The following is a 21,353-nucleotide window of genomic DNA, read 5'->3' on the forward strand; positions in this document are numbered from 1 at the left end:
TTTATAACATTAGTTAAGAGTGACAAAAATGTATTTACTTTGTTTAAAATTTAGGAAGTTGAAATTAAAATTTTATAAATATCAAGGAGCTGGGAATGATTTTGTCATGATTGATGATCGAGAAAAAACGTTTCCAATCTCTATAGAATTGATTAATAGGCTATGTGATCGTAATTTTGGGATTGGAGCTGATGGTTTGATTTTGTTACAAAATGATGAAAATTCAGACTTCAGAATGGTGTATTTCAATTCGGATGGAAAGGAAAGTACAATGTGCGGAAACGGAGGACGTTGTATTATTCGATTTGCAAATGATTTGGATGTAGCTAATGACAAAATGACATTTAATGCGATTGATGGTTTGCATCATGGTATCGTAGATCAAGAAGTTATTCGTTTACAAATGATTGATGTAAATGAAGTAGAAGATCACGACAAATATTTATTTATGAACACAGGTTCGCCGCATCACGTAGAATTTGTGGAAAATGTAAAAGATGTTAAAGTTTATAAAAAAGGAAAAGCAATTCGTAACGGTGCGCCTTATTTTGAGAAAGGTTCTAATGTAAATTTTGTTGAAGTTATGCCAGATAATAGTCTTACGATACGTACATATGAACGTGGAGTAGAGGACGAAACCTTGGCTTGCGGAACAGGAATTACGGCTGCTGCGATTTCTGCTTATGTCAAAAATTTGGTAGACAAAAAAGATATTAAAGTAAAAGCAATGGGTGGAGATTTATCTGTAAATTTTGAAGAAAATAATCATAACTTTGTCAATGTTTGGTTAAATGGACCAGCAGTAAAAGTTTTTGAAGGTGAAATTGAAATTTAATTCAATCCAATGAAAAAATTAAATTTAGTATTAATATTAATTTGTTCATTCGTATTTGTAGGATGTACATTTATAGACGGTTTCAAAGGAAATGCAACCAAAGATGGTTATATCTATATCTCTCGTGGAGCTAAATTTGAACAAGTTTTAGATTCTTTAAAACCATTTTTGAAGGATGTAAAATTGTTCAAACAATATGCAGAAGATGCAGATTATCCAGCAACGATAAAATCTGGAAAATATAAAATATCAAGCTCAGATTCTAACCGCGATATTATTGATCGTTTGCAAGGGGGAGAGCAAGAAGAAGTGAAGCTTCGTATCAAAAATGAGCCAACAATTTATCATTTGGCGGGTTCAGTTTCCAAACAAATTGATATGGACTCTATCGAAGTTTTGACAGCTATTCGCGATTTTGTGAAAGAAAAAAACGATACAACGTTAAACGACGAAACAGTTAAACAATATTTTATTCCAGAAACGTATTTCGTGTATTGGGGATTAACACCAGAAAAGTTTGTGGACAAAATGGTGGCGCAGCACGACAAAGTGTGGAATGCAGATCGTTTGGCAAAAGCAAAAGCGCTCAACATGACACCTTTGCAAGTGACAACTTTGGCGTCTATTGTACAGTTGGAATCATCTGATAATATGGATGAACAACAAAAAGTTGCACGTGCATATATGAATCGTTTGGCGAAAGATATGCGTTTAGAAGCCGATCCAACATCTATTTATGCGTACAAAATGGAAAATGGTTGGGATCAAAAAGTGCAACGTGTATACAAAAAATGGACGTGGTCTTCGAATGCGTACAACACTTATCGTAACAAAGGTTTGCCACCAGCACCAATTTGTTTACCAAATTTAGGAGCAATTGATGCGGTTTTAACACCAGCAAATCACGATTTTATTTTCTTTGTTGCAGATCCTAAAAAACCAGGTTATCACATTTATACCAACGATTATCAGGAACATTTAAAAAATGCTGAGAATTATAGAAATTGGTTAAAAGAGAATAATATTAAATAGTTGTATCTTTAGCTAAACCAATTTTAGCGATGAAACAACCAAATTATACAAAAAGAGAATTCCTAAAACTACTTGGTACAGGTAGTTTAGGATTTTTTTTTATGTCTTTTTATTCGTTTGATGATTTTTTGGATGATGATTTAATAATCTTGACAAAAGATGATGCAAAATATGATCAATACCGAAAATCATTCAACAAAAGAATTGAGAAGTTTCCGAAAATTATAGCAGTTTGTAAATCTGAAACTGGAATAAAAAAAGCAATTGCATTAGCAAACGAAAAGAAACTAAAAATTGCCATTCGAAGTGGAGGACATAGTTTTGAAGGTTTTTCGAATGTTGATAACGGATTGTTGATTCATCTTGGATTGATGAAGAAAATTACGTGGTTGCAAGAGAATAAAGTGAAATTACAACCAGCTTGTTTGTTGCAAGAGATTTATGCGAATTTTTTACCTAAGAAAAGAATTATTCCAGCTGGTTCGTGTGGAACTGTCGCTATTGGTGGTTTGACTTTGGGCGGTGGTTATGGTTTTTTTAGTCGGAAATATGGTTTGACTTGTGATAATCTGCTTCGTGTAAAAATGATCGATTACAAAGGAAATACAATCGACTCTGATAAAGATCCAGATTTACTTTGGGCGTGTAAAGGAGGAGGAAATGGAAATTTTGGAGTTGTGACGGAATTACATTTCAAAACTTATCCAGCACCACAATCTTTCAGTGGATATCGCATGAAGTTTAATAATTTGACTTCTGATAAATTTGTCAAATTAATTCTACTTTGGTTTCAAGCAACGGAAAAGTTACCCAACGATGCTTTTTCGGCTTTTGTGTTGAATGGAAAATTTTTAACGATTTTATTTACCAATTTTGCAACAAATCAAACTGATTTTGAGAAAACATTTTCGAGTTTAATTCCACTAGCGAATGATTACAAACCGATGAAAAATAGAAATCTGGCTGTTGCACTCAAAAATTATTATGGTGTAACAGAACCAATTTATTTCAAAAATTCTTCGGCTGGTTTGTACACAGGAATTGAAGATATAGAAAAAGGTTTGGAAGATATTTTTGCAAAAGTTGTTGCTTCTAAAGGAATGATTTATCAGATCAATACTTTGGGAGGAAAAATAAATGAAGTCAAAGCTTCAGATTCTGCTTATCCACATCGTGATATTAATTATTTGAGCGAATTACAAGCATATTGGGATTTGCCTTCGCAAGAAGAAAAGTTGACAAAATCATTTGAAGAAGTGCAACAATTGTTAAGAAATCTTGGAAATGTAAAACAATACCGAAATTATCCAGATATCAATTTTCCTGATGCAAATAATGCTTATTTCGGGAATAATTTGGTTCGATTACAAAAGTTGAAAAAGAAATATGATCCGAATAATTTGTTTGATTATCCACAAGTGATTAAATAGTAAAAGCCCTTCAATTGAAGGGCTTTTACTATTTAATTCATTTATTTTAGAACTTATATCGTAAACTCACGATAAAATACCTTCCCAAAACATTTTTAGTTGTAGTCGATATGTAGTTATCATTAAATCCATTCGAAACAATTACGTTATTTCCTAATAAGTTTCCACCTGTAAGAGTTAAATAAGTTTTCTTCGCAATATTATATCGTGCAGAAGCATTCCATTCTTTTGCTGTGTTTATTTCTACTCCATCGCGGTATTGTAAACGATAAGAGAAATCGGTCTGAACTAATAATTTACTTGTAGCGGACCAAGCAGCTTCTCCATATGGACGCCAGTTCGTAAATTTCTGTTCAGATAATGATTGATATTTACTTAGGTTTAAATTAACCCCAGCCTTCAATTCAAATTTCTTTTTGAATGTAAATGAGTTCTCTAAATTATAAGTTTGATTAAAACTCTTGTTGTTAACATTGTTTAATTTATCATTTGTTACAACACCATTTTTGTATTCAATATTTCGTGTAATGGTATAATAATTAGAAGTAGAAATATTACCTGTTAATCGTGCATTGTACCATTTAGCAAAACGTTTCCCAATCATGAAATATCCTGAATAAGTTTCTTGATTATTACCAGAATTAATTAAGGTATTGAATTGATAGTTATTTACAATTGTATCGTTTCCTGAGATGATAAAATCACGGTTTAAAACAGATTGTGTTTGTATACTTTTTTCTTGTAATGTATAACTCAAATTCGCAAAAATATTAAAAAATGTGAATGAGTTAAAATGACTAAAATTAAGACTTGCTGTATGTGTCAAAGCTTGTCTTAAGTTTCTATTTCCATAGAAAATCGATTGATAACTTTGAATTGTGTAAGAATCATTAAAATCTTTTGTGTACGGATAGCTATAGTTTTGTGTATAACTAGCGCGAACACTTGTTGCATTGTTAAACTTGTATTGCAAATTCAAATGAGGTAAAAATTTTGTTTCCGAACGATTTAATTTTTCACCATCTTGGTATTTAGATTTTTCATTAAAAAATGAAATTCCTGCTCCTGCATCTACTTGAAAGTTTCCTAATTTTTTTGTCAACGTTACATCAGCAAAAGACTCGTTGTAATCTAGATCTGTATTACTGATTAATAAATTATTATTCATTAATTTCTGAAAATCATAGATTTTATTCTCAAAATCTTGTGTACTAAAATTTGTTCCAACTTTTACTTTAAGGTTAGATGTATTTGTCAACAAATGATTATAGATTCCATATAATTGAACAGTATTCAAAACAAAGTTTTGATCTTGATTGATATTATATTGATTATTTACTTGAGATAAATTCTTGAACAAATTAAAAGATGAGAACGGATTTGCTGTTGATAAAACATTGTAATCTGGCGTATCTTTTTGATATTGATGACGGAAATATAAACCAACATTATCATCGCGCCCAACTTTACGGATGTAAGATAAAGTTTGTGATAAAGAATAATTCTTCTGTTCAGAATTTACATTTCTAAAGCTATTTTTTTGATCATTATAATAACTATCAACCAATTGCTCGTTTTCGCTATCTAAATAATTAAAGTTTAAGCGATATTTAATTTGTCCTTTATCATTCGGATTATAATCTAAACGCAAACGCGACATTCCCATCAAAATATTGCTCTTATTTTGTTCTTGATCGACAGTTGTATAAGGCGTTTCGATGTTGTTGTAATAACGCTCAGATTTAGAATTGTAACGAATATTATTGGTATTAAGTAAACCAAAACCAGAGATTTTTAATTTCTTATTTGGTTCAACACCAAAATGCACAGCACCATTATAGGTATTCATACTCGGCGCATCATTTTTTGTCATTAAGTTTAGATTGTTCGAATTTCCTCTTAATGAATAAATACTTCCTTCAGAATTAAATTCAGAATATCCACCAAAGAAGCTCATATAATCATCTTGATCAAAAACTTGTTTCCCGAATGTATTAAAATCATTGATTAAAGTACCGTCCGTTTTTTCTGAGAAATAGAAAATCTTTGCTTGTGCATCTGTATGTTTATCCGCATCTCCACCTAACGTCACATTACCAAATGCAAGACGTTTCATATCATCTTTTAGTTCGATGTTTAACGAGAATTGTTCGTCATCTTCTTGTAAGGAAGAAGCAAACGGATTTGATTTGAACTTAGTATTTAATTGAATTTTAGAAACTGCATCCGAAGGTAAATTTTTGTTCAATAATTTTTCGTTACCACCCAAAACTTCACGTCCACCAACTGTTACTTGCGACATAGGTTTACCTTTGTACATTACCTTTCCATTTTGAACTTCAATTCCAGGTAATTTTTTAAGGATATCTTCTAATGTTTCCTCATTTCCAACTTTGAAAGAATCTGCATCAAACTCAATTGTATCACCTTTTACTTTGATCGCTTGTTGAGCTTTTACAATTGTTTCTTTTAAAGAAATTTCTTTTCCTTGTTTAAGCTTTATTTTTTTGTTGACATTTTCAGTCAAATCAACATTTTCAACATATGTTTCGTAACCAGATTGCTCAATTTCGATATCATATTTTTGTCCACAAGGTAATTTGAATTCAAATTCACCCATATTACTTGTAAAAACAAAACCTTTTCCTTCGTTTTTACTATCAAAAATAGAGACAGAAGCATCTGTAACAGGAATTCCAGCATCATTTGCAACAGATCCTTTTAATTTACATTCTTGTCCAAATGAGATTTGAGCAGCAGAAGTAAATAAAATTAGATAGAGTAATTTCTTCATATGTATTTTTTAGTTGATGACTCAAAATAGAGTTTTTTGTAAAACACATCTGTTTATGTGTTAAAAACAGATGCGTTTTATATTTTGTTTGATGAATTATTGGGTGTCTACACCGCTATTCATTTGTTCTTGCATTTTTTTCTGAAAATCTTGAATAAATTGTATATATTGTTTTTCGTTCATTACTTCACCTTTTGTTGGTAATGTTACTTTTAATTCTTTATCCGAAATTTTTAAATCTTTTAAGGTATAAATCATTTCAGTTCCTTTTACTTTAAAATTCGCTTTGATGATAAATCCTGGTAATCCAGCAAATGAATAAGGACCATCTTTTACAGGGATAGAAGGGGCAAACCATGCTGTAACAGGAATAGAGTCTAACATTACACCTTCTGCTTTTGTAACTTGATAACCTGCGATATCCATTTTTTCACGAGAAATTTTCCATTTAAAATCTGGAATTTGATCTTTGATTAATATCTGTTTTACACCAAAATCAACTTCTTTATAGTACATATTTGGTGTTGCAGTAAAATCCTTGTAAGTTGGTTTGTTATCCATTGCTGTTATTTGTTGCGCAATAAATCCTAAACCACCTTGTCCATTACTTACTTTTTGTTCTAAAGTAAAGGTTGATTGTTTACCATTATATTTATAAAAATATGTCATGAAAATTCCTGCATCAATTTCAGCTTTTAACATTGGTCCAAACTGAGATTTATATTGAGAAGGAATCTCCTTCATAGTTTGTTCGTAATCAACTTTTATTTCGCAAACATAAGTTGCGTCTATATTTTGTGTTTTATTGTCTTGCGCGATAGAAATTGTTGTTGTGATAATTCCTAAGGCAAATGTTAAGATTGCTTTTCTCATAATTGTTGTATTTGTCTAATTAGTCTGCTTTTGTTGACTAATGTTACAGATATTTGCTTAAATTATTCTAAAAATAAAATGTCATTCAAAAAGTTAAGGATTTTCAAATGACATTTTTATCTAGCAATTTATTATTTTTTTATAATAAATACGTCGAGACATTTCCTCCTTTTTTGATAAAATCTTCTTTCAATTCATCAAAAAGTTCTTGGTTAATAGCCTTTGTTGTTCCTTCTAAAATATATGTTGTATATCCCAATTCTAAAGCATCTTTTGCTGTATAATACACACAATAATCAGCTGCTAAACCGCAAATGTATACACTCGTTACATTATGATCTTTCAAAAATCCATTTAGCCCTGTTGGATTCTTTTTATTCACATCAAAAAAAGCACTATACGAATCAACTTCTGGATTCATACCTTTTCGGATGATTGCACTTATTTTATTTTGCTTGATATCTTTGTGTATTTCTGCTCCTTTAGTGCCTTGTACACAATGATCTGGCCACAAAACTTGACGATTTCCACCTAATTCGATTACATCAAAAGGTTGTTTATCTGTGTGTTGCGAAGCAAAACTTTTGTGATTTGCTGGATGCCAATCTTGCGTTGCCACAACAACATCATACTTTTCTTGCAATTTATTTATGCGTTCGATAATTTTATCTCCATCATTCACAGCTAACGAACCTCCTGGTAAAAAATCGTATTGCATATCTACGATGATTAAAGCTTTCATAGTATTTTATTTCTTAAGATTAATTTAGAATTAAATATAAGTTTTATAATATGAAATTGAACCAATTTTTATGAAAATTAATCGAATTTTAAGAAACCTTAATCTCGTTTATTTACGCCAGAATTTCTCATTTCTTCGAAACGTGAGCGTTGTTCTTGCATCAATTTATCAAATTCTGTTTGAGAAATAGCACCTTTATCTTTTGGTTTTTCGATTGGTTTTGTATTTGTTGATGTTTTGATATCTGTCAAAGAAATAATTTTAGAACCTTTAAACATTCCTCTGTTAATCTCTGTTTGTACTTCTGCAATTAAACCTGGTAATCCCCAATAATTTTCTGGACCAGTTTTATATTTCAAAGTTGGAATGTACCAAACTGTTGTCTGAACGCTATCAATAATAGCAGTTGCTTTTTTGGCTTCGTTTCCTAAAATTGTTTTCGTTTCACGCGTTAATTTCCAATCAAAATTTTGCAAAGAATCTTTCACAACATAACTTTTCCCCATCATGTTTTGCTCTTTTAAAAGCAAATGATTTGTACTATTTTTATAAATATTATCTCCATTCATCGACATCATTCGCATTCCGCCTCCACGTGGACCCCTTATTCCTTGACTTTGATCGTTTGATATTTTTTCAACCATTTTATACAAAGATTCATCTCCCAAAATAGTCAACTTAGCTTCTTGCGGCTCCTGAATATTTTTCTTGAATTGCTCTTGCATTTCTTTTGGCATCGTACGTCCATTGCCACCTCCCGGAGGTTGAAACGTAAAATCGTCTGGCAAAATAATACGCGTTGTGTACGAAATTTCTACTTTTTCTTGTTGCGCAAAGGCAGAAAAACTAAATAGAAAAATAAAAACTGAAATTATTTTTTTCATTTTAAATGTGATTATAGCTCTTAGACAAGAAATAGTATAAAATGTTTAATGAGTAATTAAAAAATTAATCTTTTTTATCAATAGTTTCTGAGCGCATCGATTTGAATCGTTCCATTTGCTTATCAGATAATTCTTTGAATTCTTTCTCTGTAATTACATTTTTTTCTTTTGGCTTTTCTATCGGTTTCATATCTGGAACTTCTTTAACTTCTGTAGCTTTTATAGTTACATTTCCAAAAGATTTTTTATCAGATTTTGAAGTGTTGATAATTTCCATTTCTAAAATCAATCCAGGTAAACCATTGTACATAGAAGGTCCGTCTTTGACAGCGATACTCGGAGTATACCAAGCAACAACAGATTTTGTACTATCAATTACAGCTGTTGCTTTTTTGACATCAAAACCAATTATTTTTTTTGTTTCACGTGTCAATTGCCATTTGTACTCGGTTAATTTATCTTTTATTAAATACGATTTATCCATCAAATTAGCGCTTTTCGAATATTCCTTTTTTGATAGATCTTTTACAATTCCATTTCCTCCACCAGAAAAACTCACAGACATAGAAAAGCCTCCATTACCTTGACCATTACTAATTTTTTCAACTTTTTTATACGTAGATAAATTATCATTAATTGTTAGTGTAAAATCTTTAGGTTCCGACAGGCTCTTATACATATTGTCATAAAAGTCTTTTGGTAAACTAACAGAACCAGAAGTTTCAACTTTCATATTTTTCTTTAGCTCATCTACGTTAACATCAATAATTTCTTGATAATTCACTTCAAGTTTTTGTGCAAAAGACGAAGTTGTAAGTAGAACGCAATAAGTAAATAATGTAAATAATTTTTTCATTGTAGTTTGATTTGTTCTACAATGATAGTAATATTTTTATATTCTACAATAATAGAGTTGAAAAATTATAGAAATTTTAAGAAATGACTTAATATTTGAAGACTGATTATTTCAAATCCTTAAAGTATTGACGTTTTTTGATAAAATATTGAAATGGCAATAATTCTTTATCAGAATAATTTTTAATTTGATGTTGTTGACGTTTTTTATACATTTTTATAAAGCCAAAATAAAAATGCATATGCGATAAGAAAACAGCCCAAACATGTGGAAGTCCTTGTTTTGGTAAAAAGGCAACAGCGGCAATTCCATCCATAGAAAGACGTGTGAAAAGCATCGGAAAAAGTTTGTTTGCAGGTAGATTTTTAAGCATCATCCACAAACTATTTCGGTAATTTAGATACCATTTTTTTGGATTGGCTTTGTCCAAAGTTGCACCGCCCAAATGATAAACAGTCGATTCTCCACAATAATAAATTTTTCGTCCAGCGTTGTTTAATCGCCAACACAAGTCGATTTCTTCCATGTGTGCAAAGAATTCTTCGTCAAAACCATTTTGTTCAAAGAAATCTTTTTTTCGGATAAATAAACTTGCTCCTGTAGCCCAAAAAATTTTTGTGGAATCATTATATTGTCCATTGTCTTTTTCTAAAGTTGAAAAAACACGTCCGCGACAAAATGGATAACCAAACTTATCGATGAAACCTCCTCCAGCACCAGCATATTCAAAATATTCTTTGTTTTTGTAGTCTAATATTTTGGGTTGAATAGCCGCAATATCAGGATTATTATCGAATAACTTTTCAATTGGTTCTATCCAATTTTCAGTTACTTCGACATCCGAATTTAATAAACAGAAATATTCTGCATCAATTTGTTTTAAACCCTCGTTATAGCCTTGTGCAAAGCCATAATTTCCTTTGTTCTGAATGATTTTGACAGAAGGAAACTGAGTTGTCAACAATTCGATTGAGTTGTCAGTCGACGCATTATCAATTACATAAATTGTTGCATTTTTAGAATTGTTAATAACCGAAGGTAAAAATTGAGGCAATAATTTTTCGCCATTCCAATTTAGGATTGCAATTGCTGTTTTCATGAATATTTAAAATTACAAATCGGCATATTTCCAACGTTTGTGGCTCCAAAGCCAATTATCTGGATGTTGTTGAATGGTTTGTTCTAAATGATGAAAAAATTGATGAACAATTTCATTTTCTTCAAATTTTTCTTGTTGAGGTTGTAGTCGAATAAAAGTTGTGTGATAATGACCGCGTTTTATTTTTTCGGTTTGACAAAAGACAACAGCCATATCTTTGCGGCGTGCAATTTTTTCAAAACCATTAAAAACAGGCGTTCTCTGATTCAGGAAATCAATAAAATAGTGAACAGCTGATTGTTTTGGACTTTGATCTGCGACAAATAAATACGTTAATTCTCCATCATTTGGAGCTTTCATCATAAAACGCAACACATCTTTCATGTCCAACGCTTTTGTCCCGAAACGACCACGCATAGCATTGATTTTATCGTTCCAAAAAGGATTTCGAATTTTATGATAAACAGCTGCACTTTCTTTTGTTGGTAAATGTTTTACCGTTCCAATAAACCATTCCCAATTGAAAATATGCCCACACATCATCATGACATCTCGTTTTTCATTTTTTATTTCATTAAAAACGTCGAGATTAGAATATGTAAATCGTTTGTCCAATTCTTCTTGAGAAATAGAAAAACTTTTTAAGGTTTCGACCAAATAATCACAAAAATTATTATAGAATTTCTTGTGAATAGCTTTGATTTCTTCCTGAGATTTTTCGGGAAAAGAGTTTTCTAAATTTGTTCTAATGACACGTCTTCTATAACCAATAACCGTGTACAACAGAAAGAACAAAAAATCCGAAAATCTGTATAAAACCGAAAGAGGTAAACGCGAAATTTGATAAATTATGAAATAAAAAATGTTGTTCATTTGACAAACAAATAAGCGACAAATTTACGAATTAAATTTGTTCGTTGCTTGCCAAATTGCATCTTTTGGAACTGGAGCTACAATTGTCATTTCTTCTTTTTTGACAGGATGCTCAAATGTAATGCGATGTGCATGTAAACAAATGCTTCCATCAGGATTAGAACGTTTAGCGCCGTATTTCAAATCGCCTTTGATAGGACAACCAACTGAAGAAAGTTGCGCGCGAATTTGATGTGAACGACCTGTAAATAACTTCACTTCGACACAATGAAAAGTATCCAAAGCACCTAAATAGGTGTATTCTAAAATTGCTTTTTTAGCATCAGGCGTTGGTTTAGAATAAACAGTTGTTTTATTATTTTTTGGATTTTTCTTTAGATAATGTTCTAATCTTTCGAAGTCTTTTGACGGTTTACTTTGAACAATTGCACGGTAAACTTTGTCAATATTTCGTTTCTGAAACATTTCGTTCATTCGTGTTAACGCTTTCGAAGTTTTAGCAAAAATCAACACACCAGAAGTTGGACGATCCAAACGGTGCACCAACCCTAAGAAAACATTTCCAGGTTTGTTATCGCGTTCTTTTATATAGTTCTTCAGACTATCGATAAGCGGAATATCGCCTGTTTCGTCTCCTTGTGCTAATTCACCTGCTTTTTTGTTGATGATTAACAAATGATTATCTTCGAATAAAATTTTTGGATTCATGAGTGAGTTTTGAGTGGTGAGATAAAAGTTTTGAGTTAGAATTTCCTCAAGTTGTTATTGAAAAACTCACTACTCAAAACTTATTACTCATGACTTATTTAATATTGTTCATTCACATTTGGAAAGTCGCCCGATTTTACATCCGCAACATATTGTCCAATTGCTTGGTGAATTTGATCTTCTAAGTTTAAATATTTACGAACAAATTTTGGTTTGAATTCGTTGTTTAATCCCAACATATCATGTACAACTAAAACTTGTCCGTCGCAACCAGCTCCTGCTCCAATTCCAATTGTAGGGATATTAACAGAGGCTGTTACTTTAGCAGCTAAATCAGCTGGAATTTTTTCCATTACTAATGAAAAACATCCTAATTCCTCTAATAATTTAGCATCGCTAATTAATTTTTCTGCTTCAGCATCTTCTTTTGCACGTACTTTATATGAACCAAATTGATAGATCGACTGAGGAGTTAAACCTAAGTGTCCCATAACAGGAATACCAGCATTTACGATACGACGAATAGATTCTTCGATTTCTTTTCCACCTTCTAATTTGATCGCATGTGCACCAGATTCTTTCATGATTCGAACAGAAGACTCTAAGGCTTTTTGTGGATCAGATTGATAAGTTCCGAAAGGTAAATCAACAACAACCAAAGCACGTTTAGCTCCTCGAACGACACATTGAGCATGGTAAATCATTTGATCCAAAGTAATTGGTAAAGTAGTTTCGTGACCAGCCATTACATTAGCAGCAGAATCACCAACTAAAATAACTTCAGTTCCAGCCGCATCTACAAGCGAAGCGATTGTAAAATCGTAAGCCGTTAACATCGAAATTTTTTCTCCGGTAAATTTCATGTTACGCACAGTTTCGGTAGTGATACGTTTGATTTCTTTATTTACAGACATTACGTTTATATTTTTAACTTTTGTAAAGTTAATTTGAATATTAAAACAGAACTAATTTTGACTGATATTTTTTCCAGTTTGACAAATGAAGAACTAGATAATCGGTTCGTTGAAAATGAAATAACAATTTTTACAGTTTTATAAACGTAAATAAGCTTGTCTATTTGCTCATTTTTAGTAAATTGGTATTCGAATTGAGAGAATTTCACTAAATTTGTTCTCTTAAACTAATTTTAAATAACCATAAATGAAAATAGCAATAGTGGGAACAGGCTACGTTGGCTTGTCTAACGCAATTTTATTGGCTCAGCATAATGAGGTAGTGGCGTTAGATGTTGTTCCAGAAAAGATTGCAATGCTCAATGCAAAAAAATCTCCAATTGAAGATAAAGAAATTATAGATTTTTTGCAGAATAAGGAGCTTAATTTTCTTGCGACTTTAGACAAAGAAACTGCCTATACAAATGCAGAATATGTGATTGTTGCAACGCCTACGGACTATGATCCAAAAACAAATTATTTTAATACATCAAGTGTAGAATCGGTTATAAAGGATGTAAAACAGTATAATCCGAATGCTGTAGTAATTATAAAATCGACTGTTCCAGTTGGTTTTGTTGAAGATTTAAAATCACGATTAGACTATCAAAATATTATTTTTTCTCCTGAATTTTTGCGAGAAGGAAAAGCTTTGTATGATAACTTGTATCCCTCTCGAATTATTATTGGTGAGCAAAGTGAAAGAGCAGAAGTTTTTGCGAATTTGTTAAAAGAAGGAGCAATTAAGGAAGATATTCCAACGTTGTTTACACATTCAACTGAAGCAGAGGCAATCAAATTATTTTCGAATACCTATTTAGCATTGCGTGTCGCTTATTTTAATGAGTTAGATAGTTATGCACAAACATTCAACTTGGATAGTAAACAAATTATCGAAGGAGTTGGTTTGGATCCTCGTATCGGTTCGCATTACAACAATCCATCGTTTGGTTATGGTGGATATTGTTTACCAAAAGATACGAAGCAATTATTGGCTAATTATGATGCAGTTCCGAATAATATTATTCAAGCAATTGTTGACGCAAACAGAACGCGAAAAGATTTTATTGCAGATTCTATCATTGCAAAAAATCCTAAGAAAGTTGGTGTTTATCGCTTGATTATGAAATCAGGTTCAGATAATTTTAGAGCATCTGCGATTCAAGGAGTCATGAAACGTATCAAAGCAAAAGGAATTGAAGTGGTGGTTTATGAACCAGTTCTGAAAGAAGATTCTTTCTTTGGATCGAAGGTGATGAATGATTTTGAAGCTTTTAAACAAGAGTGTGATGTTATTATCTCGAATCGAAATGCACCTGAATTAGCTGACGTGAAAGAGAAAGTTTATACGCGCGATTTGTTTGGAAACGATTAAAAATAACAACTATAAAATACTATGAAAACTATTTTAATTACAGGTGGAGCTGGATTTATCGGTTCTCACGTTGTAAGAGAATTTGTCTTAAAATATCCTGAAACGAAGATTATCAACCTTGATGCATTGACATATGCAGGAAATTTAGAGAATTTGAAAGATATCGAAAGTAAATCAAATTATGAATTCGTAAAAGCTGATATTACTGACGCAAAACATATATTAGAAGTTTTTGAAAGACATCAGCCAGATGGTGTTATTCATTTAGCTGCCGAATCTCACGTGGATCGTTCGATCACAAATCCATTAGACTTTGTGATGACAAATGTGATTGGAACAGTAAACTTATTGAATGCTGCAAAAACAATTTGGAACAATAATTTCGAAGGAAAACGTTTTCATCATGTTTCTACAGATGAGGTTTTTGGCGCTTTGGGTGATGAAGGATTCTTTACGGAAGAAACATCGTATGATCCGCATTCACCATATTCGGCATCAAAAGCATCTTCGGATCATTTTGTAAGAGCTTATCATGATACCTATGGTTTACCAATTGTGATGACAAATTGTTCGAATAATTATGGGCCAAATCATTTTCCAGAAAAATTAATTCCGTTGTGTATTCATAATATTTTGAACGGAAATCCGCTACCTATTTATGGAGATGGAAAATATACACGCGATTGGTTATTTGTAATCGATCATGCAAAAGCGATTGACTTGGTTTTCCACGAGGGAAAAAATGGAGATTCTTACAATGTAGGAGGTTTCAACGAATGGAAAAATATCGATTTGTTAAAAGAATTGTGTAAACAAATGGACGAAAAATTAGGTAAAGAAGCGGGAACTTCAGAACAATTAATCACTTTTGTGAAAGATCGTCCAGGACATGATTTACGTTATGCAATTGATGCGACTAAAATCAACGAAGAATTAGGCTGGAAACCAAGTGTGACGTTTGAGCAAGGTTTGAGCCTAACAATTGATTGGTTTTTATCAAACAAAGAATGGCTGGACAATGTAACATCTGGCGATTATCAAAATTATTACGAAAAACAATATAATTAAAAAAGGGTTTTATAGGTTAATGAAGAAATTAATCTATAAACTTAAAACCTTAACCTAAAAAGTTTTTATGAGTTTAAAAACAGTAGTTTACTCTTCTGACAAAAAAAACACATTTCCTCAAGGAATTAAAAAATATATTTAAAGATATATCAAATTCTCACTTTTTAGCTTTTCAGATGGCTAAAAGGGACATACAAGCACAGTATAGACAGTCTTATTTGGGTATTTTTTGGCATTTGCTCCAGTTATTATTAACTAATTAGTGTGGCTGTTTTTAAATGGATCAGGTGTTGTTTCAGTACAAGGAGTTGGTATTCCTTATCCTTTGTTTGTTGTGATTGGTACAATTTTATGGAGTGTATTTGCTGATACAGTTCAAAGCTCTATGGTTTCTGTAAACGCAGGAAAGGGAATTATTTCTAAAATTAATTTCCCTAAAGAAGCGCTTCTAATGGCTGGTATGTATAAAATAAGTTTCAATCTAGGATTGAAACTTATTTTGTTAGTCGTCTTTTTAATTTATTTCGGTGTTAATTTAGATATTAATTTTCTCTACTTTCCATTTCTATTGGTGGTACTTTTAATTTTTAGCTTTGCTATCAACAATATCCCAGTTTATTATATCAATCAGATTACTGCCGTTTATACTTTTTCCGAATATATTCACAGTTAGCAAAAAATCATTCAAATCTTATAAATATTAATAATAAGGAGGTTAGCAAATTAAAGAAACTTTAAAAAAAAAGCTAAATAATTCACAAAAGAAACTAATTCATAAAAGAATTAAAAATCATATTTTTTTTATTTTGAAATACTCAACGTTTGATATTTCGTATATAAATTATATTAAAGATATTGGCTTTAGAACATCTTTAAAACTAATAAAATGGAAATGACAACATTTCTACTAAATTAGAGTTACTAAAAAAATCAAGATTACTAAAATTACTATATAAATTAGGACTATTTAAAGGATATAAATACCTATAATTAGAAAAAGCTCATATTAATCGGTAACAACTTTACTTTACAACAAAACCTAATAGCTAACCTCTACTAATCTACATTTAGCAAGAAACACTAAACAATCTGTTTGTATAAAACAAATCAAAATCAAAATTAAGCAATCCACAAATTTATTCAGCATCATTATAGCTAATATACATGAAGTATCATCACAAATTCCTATAACAAACCTCCTCTTTAAGTCGGCTTAGAGGCGACATAAAGGTAGCACAGAGGTAGCATAGAACTACTATAAAAATAACTTAGGAATACAGTTGAAGAAGTAAAAAATAATTAAAAAGGAGAAAAATAGAAATAAATTCGCTAAATTTAATTAATTGATTTTCAATAGTTAAATATAGTAAATTTATGGCTAAAACAGATAATGAATTTAATATAAATGGTAAATTAGGAAATTTAATTTTTTTTCAACGTAATGGTAAATCTTTTGTCAAAAAATATGCAGGCGGATTTGTTAATAGTTCAGCACAACAACATCCAAATACAATAGAAGTTAAGAGACGTTTCAAAGAATTATCGATGTTTTCCGCATCATTCAAGAAACACATACTACCATTCAACTGGAAACAAAAAGACGGAACTTTTCACAACCAATTGGTTTCATTTTTTTCTACTATAAAAAAAGAAACCAATCAATCTACCATGTACACAGCACTAGTAGAAGCCTACAAAAATGGTAAATTACAACATCGTTCACTCAACAAAAAGTGCAAACTATCCCCGTTTTATGTGGAATATAATGCCCAAACAAATGAATTAAAAATACAAGCAGGCCTAGTATTTCAACACAAATCCAAATTCCCAAACGCTTTTTTAGAAATCAGTATAGGATGGTTGGTTTGCACCGAAGAATTAGAGTTAAATCTTATCAATTTTCAAAATTTCTATGTTCCAATAGATAACCTTGCTACACCACTTGCAGAAATTAAATTATCACCACAAATACAAGAACAACAAAACTCATCAACAATTTTTCCTTTTGTCGGCATATCCATTGTGACACAAGACAACGAACAAGCTAAACTCTTTCATCCTTTTCACTATACACTCACCACATTCCTATAAATAAGAAAGCATAAGCTATAATTAGTAAATCTACTTTTCATTAAGAATATCTTAATTATCGTATAAAATAAATAATGATAAATAAATACGCTTAAAAAATAGAAGAGCAATGCCATCAAATAATAACTTGTATATTCTTACAAATGAAGTAACATTGTAAACAGCTAAATTAGAAACACTTAATATACACATCATGCAACAACCTCTTATTTCGGTTATTGTTCCTTGCTACAATCAGTCTATTTATATGGACGAATGTCTACAATCAGTCTTAGATCAAACCTATCAAAATTGGAAATGTATTATTGTAAATGACGGTACAATACCACAAAAAAACCTCAACTATGTTGAGGTTTTTTTCTATAAAGATTAATCTTATTCCTGAATTAAAAGTCGGAATCCTTCACCGTGAATATTCACGATTTCTACTGCTGGATCTTTCTTCAAATACTTACGTAATTTCGCAATATATACGTCCATAGAACGTGATGTAAAGTAATTATCATCGTGCCAAATACGTGTTAAGGCAATCTCACGAGGCATTAAATCATTTTTGTAAACTGCCAATAAACGTAATAATTCGTTTTCTTTTGGCGAAAGTTTCTGTGATTTACCATCGTAAATTAATTGTCTCAATTTTGCATTGAACGTAAACTTACCAATTTTGAAATCTTCTTGTTCAAATTTTTCTTCTTCGCCAGAATTACGTTGTAAAACAGCTTTTATTTTGTACAATAAAACTTCTGAATCAAATGGTTTTAAGACATAGTCGTCTGCTCCAATTTTGTAACCATTCAAAACATCCTCGCGCATGTTTTTCGCTGTTAAAAATATAATTGGTTGTTCACTTTTTAGTTCTTTGATCTCTTTTCCTAATGTAAAACCATCTTTTTTAGGCATCATTACATCAAGGATGCATAGATCATAATCACTTTCTTTAAATTTGGCAAGACCGTCTTCACCATCGATTGCGTGCGTTACGTCAAAATCGTTTATAACCAAATAATCCTTTAATACACTTCCGAAGCTTGGATCATCTTCTACTAAAAGTAATCGTTGTTTATCACTCATTGATCTATGATTTTAGAGGAATTTTAATGAAAAAAGTACTTCCTTTTCCTGCTGAACTTTCTGCCCAAACTTGTCCACCGTGAAGCTGAACGATTTTTTTGACATAAGCCAACCCAAGTCCATGACCTTTTACATTGTGTATATTTCCCGTTTCTTCTCTATAAAATTGTTCAAATATTTTTTTCAGAACGTTTTGCGGCATTCCCATTCCTTTATCAGAAATTTCAATTAAAAAATTGTTGTCTTTGTTGTATGTTTTTACTCTAATCTCCGGTGTGTTTGGAGAGTATTTTCGAGCATTATCCAATACATTAATAACGATATTCTCTAAATGGAACGGATCTCCTTTTACAAATGATTGTTCTGCGTTGTATTCTTCAAATATTGTACCATTTCTTTCTTCTACAATAAATCTTATCGGCTCAACACTTTTTTGTACAATCCCATTCAAATTTACTTCCTGAAAATTCATATCCATTTGATTGCGATCAAGCTTTGACATTCGTAAGACCATCTCAACGTGAGCATTCATACGTTTGTTCTCTTGTTTGATCAAATCTGCATAATATTTCACCTTTTCAGGATCAGTAAATATTTTTTCGTTACGCAATGCATCAGACGCAATATTAATGGTTGCAATAGGCGTTTTGAATTCGTGCGTCATATTATTGATAAAATCAGTCTTAATTTCCGAACTCTTGCGTTGCAATTGCATGTAATAAATTGACAATGAGAAAACCGTAATAATAATCATGGTTAAGATAAACGTCAATGAAATAACTGGAACTGTTGGCGCAACAATGGCTAAATTTCGGTTAACAAAATTTGCTGCCAAATAATATTCGATATGATCCTTTCTGTCCAAAAATAGCGGAACCATAAATTCGATTTTATTGCGATCAAAATCTTTTGATTTGACATTTGTTTCTGTCGAATCTTTTTTTAAAACTGCCAAAATTGGCATTGCTTGATGAATTCCTCTGTTGCGTAATTCGTTTTTTAAAATCGAATCTAACATGGCATAATTCACACGTTTGTCGATTGGCGTAGAGCCTGCATCCCAACGCGCAGCGCTTTCCAGCGTAAATGTTCCGTCTTGTAAAGCGTGCTCAAAATTCAGATTCAGATTCGGAATTCCTCTAGCAGAAGAATCTTTGTCTATCTTGAAAACGCGTTCTTGCGAATAAATATTCGCTTTCGTCAAACTATCATTGTATTTTCCAGATGACGGCAACATCGATTTTTCGACCACATAGCGCGTAACATAAGCATACGTTACACCAAGCGAATCTTTGATGACTTGATTGGTTACAACTTGCGGTTTATCTTTATTTGACTTTAAATCTGATTGTATATTATTGAATTTCTTATAATATCGCTCTAATTCGTTTTTATTTATTTTTTCAGTTGTATAATTCATCGCTTGGTACACGTTGTTGTTAAAACTGTCTGTACCGTTCTGAATTGTTAAGTTTAGCCAATAGAATTGAATGATTATCAATCCTATAAGCGCAACACTCATGATAACGATTAAGATTTTATAAAATCCTTTTTTCATTTATTTTTTTATTGAATGATTAAAAATAGTTTAATCTTTTCTAATTTCTATCTTTTTGTTAAAATTTGGACGATTAAATCATTTTTTTGATTTTGATAAACGTTTCTTCCACTTCATTTTTCAAGTGAGCTAAATCGCCATTATTATCAATGATAAAATCTGATTTAGCAATTCGTTCTTCGTCCGAAATCTGATTGTTTATTCTTGCAAGAATTTCTTCTCGTGATAAACCATCTCTTTCTATAGTTCGTGCAATTCGCGTTTCTATATCAACCACTACACTTATCACAACATCGCAATCTTTATAACTACCACTTTCTATTAAAATAGCAGCTTCTTTCATCACAATATCCGATTTTTGAGCTTTTTTCCAATTTTCAAAATCTTGGAAAACTGCTGGATGAACAATTGAATTTAATAGCTTCAATTTTTCATTATTCTGAAAAACTTGTTTTGATAGATATGGTTTATTCAAACCATTTTCATTGTAAGCTTCTTCACCAAAAGCTGCAATAATTTTAACTTTTACTTCAGAGTTTTCATTTTGAATCGTTTTGGCTCTTGTGTCAGAATTATATACCGGAATACCTAATTCTTCGAAGAATTTTGCTGCTGTACTTTTGCCAGAGCCTATTCCGCCAGTAATTCCTGCTACAAAAGGTTGGTTGTTTTTCATGGTTTGAAGTTAAAAAAATGCCGAAGAATAATTCCTCCGGCAATCAGTTAAATATATGTTAACCTTAAACTTAGTTTTTTTCTTCAACTGCTTTTTCTGATTTGTCAGTCGTTTTTGAATAACGTGCAGCAGTTAATTCGCGAGAAATTGCAGCTTTTTCGAATTTAATTTTTCCAGCTCCAGTTTCGATGATAACAGCGTCGTCATAAATTTCGTTGATTTTCCCGTGAATACCAGAAGTTGTTACAACTTGATCACCACGTTTGATATCCGTTTGAAATTGTTTTTCTTGTTTCGCTTTCTTTTGTTGAGGACGAATCATGAAAAAGTACATAATTACGAACATCCCTCCGAACATCAAAAGCATAGACATTCCTCCGCCTTGTGCACCAGCTTGTAAAAAGATTGTTTGAATCATTTTTATATTTTATCGAT

General features: G+C 31.3%; 21 protein-coding genes. 8 read left to right on the forward strand and 13 right to left on the reverse strand.

Annotated features, from left to right (window positions below; translation table 11 throughout):
* Positions 1-58: 58 nt before the first annotated feature.
* From dapF to B4L98_RS01435, 3 genes are read left to right on the forward strand one after another with little or no spacing between them, the layout of a single operon-like run.
* On the forward strand, positions 59-835 hold the full coding sequence (gene dapF / locus B4L98_RS01425) for a diaminopimelate epimerase (RefSeq protein ID WP_291077351.1): 777 nt from the start codon (positions 59-61) through the stop codon (positions 833-835).
* A 9-nt stretch (positions 836-844) separates the two neighbouring features.
* A complete protein-coding gene (gene mltG, locus B4L98_RS01430; protein ID WP_291077352.1) occupies positions 845-1,867 on the forward strand; it encodes an endolytic transglycosylase MltG in 1,023 nt (340 codons plus the stop codon).
* A 29-nt stretch (positions 1,868-1,896) separates the two neighbouring features.
* Positions 1,897-3,297, forward strand: a complete 1,401-nt coding sequence (locus B4L98_RS01435; RefSeq protein ID WP_291077354.1) for an FAD-dependent oxidoreductase — start codon at positions 1,897-1,899, stop codon at positions 3,295-3,297.
* Positions 3,298-3,343: 46 nt separating this feature from the next.
* Here the strand turns inward: B4L98_RS01435 and B4L98_RS01440 are convergent, their stop codons facing one another.
* The 9 genes from B4L98_RS01440 to panB form a co-directional block, all read right to left on the reverse strand.
* Positions 3,344-6,091, reverse strand: a complete 2,748-nt coding sequence (locus B4L98_RS01440; RefSeq protein WP_291053235.1) for a TonB-dependent receptor — start codon at positions 6,089-6,091, stop codon at positions 3,344-3,346.
* A 96-nt stretch (positions 6,092-6,187) separates the two neighbouring features.
* Positions 6,188-6,964, reverse strand: coding sequence for a GLPGLI family protein (locus B4L98_RS01445; protein WP_291077356.1), 777 nt, complete (start codon positions 6,962-6,964; stop codon positions 6,188-6,190).
* Between the two features lie 139 nt (positions 6,965-7,103).
* Positions 7,104-7,706 carry a bifunctional nicotinamidase/pyrazinamidase gene (pncA, locus tag B4L98_RS01450; RefSeq protein WP_221853970.1) on the reverse strand — a complete coding sequence of 201 codons (603 nt, stop codon included), beginning with the start codon at positions 7,704-7,706 and terminating at the stop codon, positions 7,104-7,106.
* A 98-nt stretch (positions 7,707-7,804) separates the two neighbouring features.
* Positions 7,805-8,590, reverse strand: coding sequence for a GLPGLI family protein (locus B4L98_RS01455; protein ID WP_221853969.1), 786 nt, complete (start codon positions 8,588-8,590; stop codon positions 7,805-7,807).
* 64 nt (positions 8,591-8,654) lie between these two features.
* Positions 8,655-9,446 carry a GLPGLI family protein gene (locus B4L98_RS01460; RefSeq protein ID WP_291077358.1) on the reverse strand — a complete coding sequence of 264 codons (792 nt, stop codon included), beginning with the start codon at positions 9,444-9,446 and terminating at the stop codon, positions 8,655-8,657.
* Between the two features lie 106 nt (positions 9,447-9,552).
* Positions 9,553-10,545, reverse strand: a complete 993-nt coding sequence (locus B4L98_RS01465; protein ID WP_291061322.1) for a glycosyltransferase family 2 protein — start codon at positions 10,543-10,545, stop codon at positions 9,553-9,555.
* Between the two features lie 12 nt (positions 10,546-10,557).
* Positions 10,558-11,418, reverse strand: a complete 861-nt coding sequence (locus B4L98_RS01470) for a lysophospholipid acyltransferase family protein (protein WP_291077360.1) — start codon at positions 11,416-11,418, stop codon at positions 10,558-10,560.
* Between the two features lie 24 nt (positions 11,419-11,442).
* Positions 11,443-12,126 (reverse strand): RluA family pseudouridine synthase, encoded by a 684-nt coding sequence (locus B4L98_RS01475; RefSeq protein WP_291077362.1) that lies wholly within the window; start codon positions 12,124-12,126, stop codon positions 11,443-11,445.
* A 98-nt stretch (positions 12,127-12,224) separates the two neighbouring features.
* On the reverse strand, positions 12,225-13,040 hold the full coding sequence (gene panB / locus B4L98_RS01480; RefSeq protein WP_291072575.1) for a 3-methyl-2-oxobutanoate hydroxymethyltransferase: 816 nt from the start codon (positions 13,038-13,040) through the stop codon (positions 12,225-12,227).
* A gap of 247 nt (positions 13,041-13,287) precedes the next feature.
* Between panB and B4L98_RS01485 the strand changes: the two genes are divergently transcribed.
* The 5 genes from B4L98_RS01485 (at position 13,288) to B4L98_RS01505 (ending at position 17,986) form a co-directional block, all read left to right on the forward strand.
* Positions 13,288-14,454, forward strand: a complete 1,167-nt coding sequence (locus B4L98_RS01485) for a nucleotide sugar dehydrogenase (protein ID WP_291077364.1) — start codon at positions 13,288-13,290, stop codon at positions 14,452-14,454.
* A gap of 21 nt (positions 14,455-14,475) precedes the next feature.
* A complete protein-coding gene (gene rfbB, locus B4L98_RS01490) occupies positions 14,476-15,522 on the forward strand; it encodes a dTDP-glucose 4,6-dehydratase (protein ID WP_291077366.1) in 1,047 nt (348 codons plus the stop codon).
* Positions 15,523-15,784: 262 nt separating this feature from the next.
* On the forward strand, positions 15,785-16,195 hold the full coding sequence (locus B4L98_RS01495; protein WP_221853961.1) for an ABC transporter permease: 411 nt from the start codon (positions 15,785-15,787) through the stop codon (positions 16,193-16,195).
* A 701-nt stretch (positions 16,196-16,896) separates the two neighbouring features.
* Complete coding sequence (locus B4L98_RS01500) at positions 16,897-17,613, forward strand: hypothetical protein (RefSeq protein ID WP_221853960.1); 717 nt, start codon at positions 16,897-16,899, stop codon at positions 17,611-17,613.
* A 193-nt stretch (positions 17,614-17,806) separates the two neighbouring features.
* Positions 17,807-17,986, forward strand: coding sequence for a glycosyltransferase family 2 protein (locus B4L98_RS01505; RefSeq protein ID WP_221853959.1), 180 nt, complete (start codon positions 17,807-17,809; stop codon positions 17,984-17,986).
* 2 nt (positions 17,987-17,988) lie between these two features.
* On the opposite strand, the gene B4L98_RS01510 is transcribed toward B4L98_RS01505, so the two are convergent.
* From B4L98_RS01510 to yajC, 4 genes are all read right to left on the reverse strand, one after another.
* Positions 17,989-18,684: a response regulator transcription factor gene (locus B4L98_RS01510; RefSeq protein WP_019974263.1), complete on the reverse strand. Its 696-nt coding sequence runs from the start codon at positions 18,682-18,684 to the stop codon at positions 17,989-17,991.
* Between the two features lie 4 nt (positions 18,685-18,688).
* Positions 18,689-20,242, reverse strand: a complete 1,554-nt coding sequence (locus B4L98_RS01515; RefSeq protein WP_114998924.1) for a sensor histidine kinase — start codon at positions 20,240-20,242, stop codon at positions 18,689-18,691.
* Positions 20,243-20,315: 73 nt separating this feature from the next.
* On the reverse strand, positions 20,316-20,918 hold the full coding sequence (gene coaE, locus B4L98_RS01520) for a dephospho-CoA kinase (protein WP_038331123.1): 603 nt from the start codon (positions 20,916-20,918) through the stop codon (positions 20,316-20,318).
* A 70-nt stretch (positions 20,919-20,988) separates the two neighbouring features.
* Entirely contained in the window at positions 20,989-21,336 is a 348-nt protein-coding gene (yajC, locus tag B4L98_RS01525; RefSeq protein WP_038331124.1) for a preprotein translocase subunit YajC, read from the reverse strand.
* Positions 21,337-21,353 lie beyond the last annotated feature (17 nt).

The organism is Empedobacter sp. UBA5528, assembly GCF_002426075.1.
Taxonomy (GTDB): Bacteria; Bacteroidota; Bacteroidia; order Flavobacteriales; family Weeksellaceae; genus Empedobacter; species Empedobacter falsenii_B.